6 protein-coding genes are annotated in these 6,381 nt (G+C 67.1%); 4 read left to right on the top strand and 2 right to left on the bottom strand.

Annotated features, from left to right (window positions below; genetic code table 11):
- Positions 1–124: 124 nt before the first annotated feature.
- Positions 125–388, bottom strand: coding sequence for a GIY-YIG nuclease family protein (locus CA237_RS00970; protein WP_241215400.1), 264 nt, complete (start codon positions 386–388; stop codon positions 125–127).
- Between the two features lie 160 nt (positions 389–548).
- On the opposite strand from CA237_RS00970, the gene pgi reads away from it, so the two are divergent.
- Both pgi and gorA read left to right on the top strand, forming a co-directional pair.
- On the top strand, positions 549–2,039 hold the full coding sequence (pgi, locus tag CA237_RS00965) for a glucose-6-phosphate isomerase (protein ID WP_066688021.1): 1,491 nt from the start codon (positions 549–551) through the stop codon (positions 2,037–2,039).
- Complete coding sequence (gene gorA, locus CA237_RS00960; protein WP_066686911.1) at positions 2,036–3,385, top strand: glutathione-disulfide reductase; 1,350 nt, start codon at positions 2,036–2,038, stop codon at positions 3,383–3,385. The genes pgi and gorA overlap by 4 nt, the downstream gene beginning before the upstream one ends.
- A 113-nt stretch (positions 3,386–3,498) precedes the next feature.
- Here gorA and CA237_RS00955 read toward each other — a convergent pair whose 3' ends face one another.
- Positions 3,499–4,764 (bottom strand): cation:dicarboxylase symporter family transporter, encoded by a 1,266-nt coding sequence (locus tag CA237_RS00955; protein ID WP_066686913.1) that lies wholly within the window; start codon positions 4,762–4,764, stop codon positions 3,499–3,501.
- Positions 4,765–4,835: 71 nt separating this feature from the next.
- Here CA237_RS00955 and glmM point away from each other — a divergent pair, with 71 nt between their 5' ends.
- Complete coding sequence (glmM, locus tag CA237_RS00950; protein WP_066686914.1) at positions 4,836–6,176, top strand: phosphoglucosamine mutase; 1,341 nt, start codon at positions 4,836–4,838, stop codon at positions 6,174–6,176.
- Positions 6,176–6,352 (top strand): DUF1272 domain-containing protein, encoded by a 177-nt coding sequence (locus CA237_RS00945; RefSeq protein ID WP_084401176.1) that lies wholly within the window; start codon positions 6,176–6,178, stop codon positions 6,350–6,352. Before glmM ends, CA237_RS00945 begins: the two co-directional genes overlap by 1 nt.
- Positions 6,353–6,381 lie beyond the last annotated feature (29 nt).

The following is a 6,381-nucleotide window of genomic DNA, read 5'->3' as shown; positions in this document are numbered from 1 at the left end:
GGTGGGGGTTTGTCGGGTGATCGGGCAGGAGCCGAGGGAGACCCCAGCTTTCGCTGGGGTGAGGTTTGGGGCAGGGCCGTTTCCCATTTACGTCACCCCAGCGCAGGCTGGGGTCTTTCTCGGCTCAAACGATGTCGTCGAACAAATCCCGCCATTCCGGGTTGGCGTCTGCGATCAACTGGTGCTTCCATTCGGCCCGCCACGCCTTGAGCGCCTTCTCCCGCCGGATAGCGCTTTCGATATCATCATGCTTTTCCGCGAGAACCAGCGTCCTGATACCGTACTTCCGGCAATAGGCAGACCCACTATCCCGCCTGTGCTGCCACACCCGCGCGGCAAGGTCGGCCGTCACCCCGACATAGGTCATGCCGAACCGGCGGTTCGCCATGATGTAGGTCCAGCCCCCGCGCATCGGGCAGGCGTATCGAGATGCTCAGGGAGATGCCAGCCTGCGCCGGCATGACGATAGAAGGGAGTGGACCTGCCCCCTTGGTCAGCTCTAGGGCGACGGCATCCTAACCGACGACATGACGAGGGACGATATGGCGATGCAGGACTGGTCCGCGATCGAGGGGCTTGGCAGCACGAAGCTCACCGAATTGTTCGCAAAGGATCCCGACCGGCTGGCCAAGCTGACCGTCGATGTCGGCGGGCTGCATTTCGATTTCGCGAAGACCCATCTGGACGATGCGGCGATCGACGCGTTCACCGGGCTGGCCGCGACGATGGAGCTGGCGGCGAAGCGCGACGCGCTGTTCGCCGGGCAGGTGGTGAATGTCACCGAAGGGCGCGCTGCGACCCATACCGCCGAGCGCGGCGAGGGTAACCCGGACGATGTCGCACAGGCGCGCGCGTTCCAGTCGCGGATGCGGCAGGTGATCGACGCGATCGAGGCGGATGCGTTCGGGCCGGTACGCCACATCCTGCATGTCGGCATCGGCGGGTCGGCGCTCGGCCCCGACCTGATCTTCGACGCGCTGGGGCGTGACGAGGACAAGTATGACGTGGCGATCGTGTCGAACGTCGACGGCGTGGCGATGGAAGAGGCGGTCAAGGGCTTCGACCCCGCCGCCACGCTGCTGGTCGTCGCGTCCAAGACCTTCACCACGACCGAGACGATGCTGAACGCGGAATCGGCGATGGCGTGGATGCGCGAGGGCGGGGTCGAGGACCCTTATGGCCGCGTGATCGCGCTGACCGCCTCGCCCGACCGCGCGGTGGAATGGGGCGTCGACGAAACCCGCGTGCTGCCGTTCGCCGAGTCGGTCGGCGGGCGCTATTCGCTGTGGTCGACGCTGGGGTTCCCGTTCGCGCTGGCGCTGGGGTTCCAGGCCTATGAGGAACTTCTGGAAGGCGCGGCCGAGATGGATCGGCATTTCCGCTTGAGCGAACCGGCGAAGAATGCGCCGGTGCTGGCGGCCTTTGCCGACCTTTATTATTCGCAGGTGAAGGGTTGCGAGACGCGGGCGACGTTTGCCTATGACGAGCGGTTGCGGTTGCTGCCGTCCTATCTCCAGCAGCTTGAGATGGAATCGAACGGCAAGTCGGTGACGGCGGCCGGCGAGCCGCTGGGGCGCAATTCGGCGGCGATCACCTGGGGCGGGGTCGGCACCGATGCCCAGCATGCGGTGTTCCAGCTGCTGCATCAGGGTACGCGCATCGTGCCGCTGGAATTCGTCGCGGTGGTCGAGGCGGGCGACACCCTCGACCCGGCGCATCACCGGCAGCTGCTGCTTAACGCCTTTGCGCAGGGGGCGGCGCTGATGGCGGGGAAGGCCAATGCCGATCCGGCGCGCGCCTATGCCGGCGACCGGCCGTCGTCGACGATCCTGCTGAAGGATTTGGACCCGCGCACGCTGGGGGCGCTGATCGCGTTCTATGAGGCGCGGACGTTCGTGAATGCCGCGTTGCTGGGCATCAACCCGTTCGACCAGTTCGGTGTCGAGCTGGGCAAGGAAATGGCGAAGGCAGCCGATCAGGGTGGTCAGACGTTCGATGCGTCGACCAACGACCTTCTGGCACGGGCAGGACTTGCATGAGCGATTACGACTACGACCTCTTCGTCATCGGCGCGGGATCGGGCGGCACCCGCGCCGCCCGCGTGTCGGCGGCGCATGGCGCGAAGGTGGCGGTGGCGGAGGAGTATCGCGTCGGCGGCACCTGCGTCATCCGCGGCTGCGTGCCGAAGAAGCTGCTGGTGTACGGCGCTCATTTCGCCGAGGATCTGCGCGATGCGAAGGCGTTCGGCTGGGACGTGCCGCCGCAATGCGACTTTTCCTGGCCGCGGCTGCGCGACAATGTGCTGAGCGAGGTCGACCGGATCAACGGCGCGTACACCAGCACGCTGGAGAATCACGGCGTCGACATCATTCACGAACGCGCGACCGTGACCGGTCCGCATTCGGTCAAGCTGGCGGGCGGGCGCGAGGTGACGGCCGAGCGCATCCTGATCGCGGTCGGGGCCAAGCCGGCGGTGCCGTCCTGTCCGGGGGCGGAGCATGGCATCACTTCGAACGAGGCGTTCCATCTGGATGCGATCCCGAAGCGGGTGCTGATCGCCGGCGCGGGCTATATCGCCAACGAGTTCGCGGGCGTGTTCCACCAGTTCGGCGCGCATGTCATCCTGATCAACCGCACCGACGTCATCCTGCGCGGCTATGACGAATCGATCCGCGACCGGCTGCTGCAGATTTCGATGACCAAGGGCATCGAGTTCCGCTTCCACGCCGAGTTCGAGGGGATCGAGAAGGGCGACGATGGCTGCCTGACCGTCAAGATGTCGGGGCATGAGCCGGTGACGGTCGACATGGTGATGTTCGCGACTGGGCGCGTGCCGAACACCGAGGGGCTGGGGCTGGAGAGCGCGGGCGTCGAGCTGGACGACAAGGGCGCGGTGAAGGTCGATGACAAGGCGCAATCGACCTGCCCGTCCATCTATGCGGTCGGCGACGTCACCAACCGGGTGCAGCTGACCCCGGTCGCGATCCGCGAAGGCCAGGCGTTCGCCGACCGCACCTATGGCGGCAAGGACGTGACGGTCGATTACGACTGTATCCCGAGCGCGGTGTTCAGCCATCCGCCGATGGCGGGCGTCGGCATGACCGAGGGCGAGGCGAAGACCACGCTGGGCTCGGTCAAGGTGTACCTGTCCGACTTCCGCCCGATGAAGAACGTGCTGGCCGGCCGCAACGAACGCGCGCTGTACAAGATGATCTGCGAGGAGACGACCGGGCGGATCGTGGGCCTGCACATGATCGGGCCGGACGCGCCGGAGATTTTGCAGGCGGCAGCGATCGCGGTGAAGGCCGGGCTGACCAAGGATCAGTTCGACCAGACGGTCGCGCTGCATCCGACCATGGCGGAAGAGCTGGTGCTGATGAAGTAGGGTGCTGGCCGCAAACGTCACCCCGGCGCAGGCTGGGTCTCCCGCGACGATACGCGCGCTCCCTTACCGGGAGATCCCAGCCTTCGCTGGGATGACGTTTCCCTTCTGGCCTCTTAGCCTTCCGCGAGAATCACATCCGCCTCGCTGGTCGCCGAACCCCCAACGCGCTCGCCGATGGTCGCGGTCACCGCGACGTTCATCGTCACATTGCCCAGCGTCCGCACGATATCCGGCATCGTCTCCACCGCGACCAGCAGCGCCAGCGGTTCGACCGGCACCCCCATCGCCACCGCGATCGGCGCGATCGAGGACACGAAGCTGATCTGCCCCGGCAGGCTGGCCGCGCCCATCGTCGTGATCGCGCCCGCCGCGATCCCCGCCGCGATCTGCCCCGCCCCCAGCGGCACGCCGAACACATGCGCGACATAGAGCGCGACGCCGAGGTTCATCGCCGGTCCCGTCGCACGGAACAGCGCCACCGCCATCGGCAGCACCACGCCCGACGTCGCCACCGGCACGCCGACATCGCCCGCCCCCTTCAGCATCGCCGGCAGCGAGGCGAGCGAGCTTTGCGTCGAGATCGCGACCGCCTGTGCCGGTGCCGTCGCCTTCAGGAAACGGCCGATCGGCACGCGTCCGCCGATCCGCGCCAGCGGGTAGGCGAGCAGCCAGACGCCCATCCCGACGCTCATCAGTACCAGCACATAATGGACCAGCGCGCCGAACGCCGCCGTGCCCGCCCGCGCGCCGACGACATAGCCTAGGGCGAACACGCCGATCGGCCCCAGCCACAGCACCCAGTTGATGACGATCAGCATCGTGTCGGCAATCGCCTGGAACAGCCGCACCAGCACCGAGCGATTGTCCTGCGGCAGGCGCGTCAGCGCAAAGCCGAAGACGAGCGTGAACAGGATCAGCGGCAGGAACTGGTCGTTCGCCGCCGCCGATACCGGATTGGTCGGCACGATCGCGACGAGGAAGTCGGTGAACGGCGGCACCTTCGCGGCCGGCGCAGCCGTGCCGAAGGTCGAGCGCAACGCTTCGGCGGCGGTTTGCCCCAGCGGGAACAGGTCGAGCAGCGTCAGCGTGAACAGCGCGCCCAGCGCCGACGACGTCCACAGGATGACGATGAACAGCAGCAGCGACCGGGTGGCGATCCGCCCGGCGCGCGCCGCCTCCGCCGTCTGGGCGATGCCGGTGATGAGCAGCGCGACGACCAGCGGCACGATGGTCATGCGCAGCGCGTTCAGCCACGCCGTACCGATCGGTTCGGCGATGGCGATGCCCGACAGGGCGGTGTCCGGCGACTGTCCCGCCAGGAAAACGCCCAGCGCCAGCCCCGCACCCAGTCCCGCCAATATTCGTGTCGCCTGCGACATGCTCGCCCTTTTGCAAAAGTGGCGGTAATACCCCGCCCAACCGAACGCTCAACCTGAAGGCGTATGTGACGATGGCAAGGAAATATTTCGGCACCGACGGGATTCGCGGGCTGACCAACACCAAGCCGATGACCGCCGAGATGGCGATGCGCATCGGCATGGCGGCAGGCGCGCACTTCCGCCGGGGCGATCACCGGCACCGCGTGGTGATCGGCAAGGACACGCGCCTGTCGGGCTATATGCTCGAAAATGCGATGGTCGCGGGGTTCACTTCGGTCGGCATGGACGTGGTGCTGGTCGGCCCGCTGCCGACCCCGGCGGTGGCGATGCTGACCCATTCGATGCGCGCCGATATGGGCGTGATGATCTCCGCCAGCCACAACCCGTATCAGGACAATGGCATCAAGCTGTTCGGCCCGGACGGCTACAAGCTGTCCGATGCCGACGAACTGGCGATCGAGGAACTGATCGACAGCGAGATCGAGCTGTCGGCGCCGGGTGATATCGGACGCGCCAACCGGATCGAGGACGCGCGCGGACGCTATATCCACTTCGCCAAGTCGACCTTTCCCGAAAACCTGCGATTGGACGGCATGAAGCTGGTCGTCGATTGCGCCAATGGCGCGGCGTACAATGTCGCCCCCTCGGCGCTATGGGAACTGGGCGCGGAGGTCATCGCGATCGGCGTGACCCCCAATGGCAAGAACATCAACGACCGCGTCGGATCGACCGCGCCGCAGACGCTGTCGGAAACGGTCGTCGCATCGGGCGCGCAGGTCGGCATCGCGCTGGACGGTGACGCCGACCGGCTGATCGTGGTCGACGAAGCGGGCAAGGTGATCGACGGCGATCAGCTGATGGCGACCATCGCCGCCAGCTGGGCGCGCGCCGGAAGGTTGAAGGGCGGCGGCCTCGTCGCCACCGTCATGTCGAACCTGGGGCTGGAGCGGCATCTGGCGGCGCAGGGGCTGGGACTGGTGCGCACCGCCGTCGGCGACCGCCACGTCCTCGAAAAGATGCGGACGTCGGGCTATAATGTCGGGGGGGAACAGTCGGGGCATATCATCCTGTCCGACTATGCGACGACCGGCGACGGGCTGGTCGCGGCATTGCAGGTGCTGGCGGAAATCCAGCGATCGGGCGCACCGGCCAGCGAAGTGCTGCACCGCTTCGACCCGCTGCCGCAGCTGCTCAAGAATGTGCGCTTCGCCGGGGGCAAGCCGCTCGACGATCCGCGGGTGAAGGATGTCGTTGCCGGCGTCGAGGCGGAACTGGCCGGGCGCGGACGGCTGGTGCTGCGCGCGTCGGGCACCGAACCGGTGATCCGGGTGATGGCGGAGGGCGAGGACGCCGCCCATGTCGAACAGGTGGTCGACCGCATCTGCGACGCGGTGCGGCAGGCGGCGGCCTGATGCTGGCAATGAAGCCGGCATGCGAGCGATGCGACGCGCCGCTGCCGGCGGCAGCGCATGGCGCGTTCATCTGCTCGCACGAATGCACCTTCTGCGCGGATTGTGCGGATGACCTCGATGAGGTGTGTCCGAACTGTCGCGGCGAGTTGGTGGATCGGCCGACGCGGCGCAAATAGATCCTCCCCGCTGCGCGGGGAGGGGGAGC

The sequence above is a fragment of the Sphingomonas sp. ABOLH genome, assembly GCF_003951715.1.
In the GTDB taxonomy this organism is placed as follows: domain Bacteria; phylum Pseudomonadota; class Alphaproteobacteria; order Sphingomonadales; family Sphingomonadaceae; genus Sphingomonas; species Sphingomonas hankookensis_A.
Note: the sequence above shows the minus strand (reverse complement) of the source record. Positions and strands in the feature narration are given on the sequence as shown.

Coding starts and splice junctions, on each gene's coding strand:
- CA237_RS00955 (WP_066686913.1), bottom strand. CDS start 4,764: ATGTCGCAGGCGACACGAATATTGGCGGGACTGGGTGCGGGGCTGGCG.
- pgi (WP_066688021.1), top strand. CDS start 549: ATGCAGGACTGGTCCGCGATCGAGGGGCTTGGCAGCACGAAGCTCACC.
- gorA (WP_066686911.1), top strand. CDS start 2,036: ATGAGCGATTACGACTACGACCTCTTCGTCATCGGCGCGGGATCGGGC.
- glmM (WP_066686914.1), top strand. CDS start 4,836: ATGGCAAGGAAATATTTCGGCACCGACGGGATTCGCGGGCTGACCAAC.
- CA237_RS00945 (WP_084401176.1), top strand. CDS start 6,176: ATGCTGGCAATGAAGCCGGCATGCGAGCGATGCGACGCGCCGCTGCCG.
- CA237_RS00970 (WP_241215400.1), bottom strand. CDS start 388: ATGGCGAACCGCCGGTTCGGCATGACCTATGTCGGGGTGACGGCCGAC.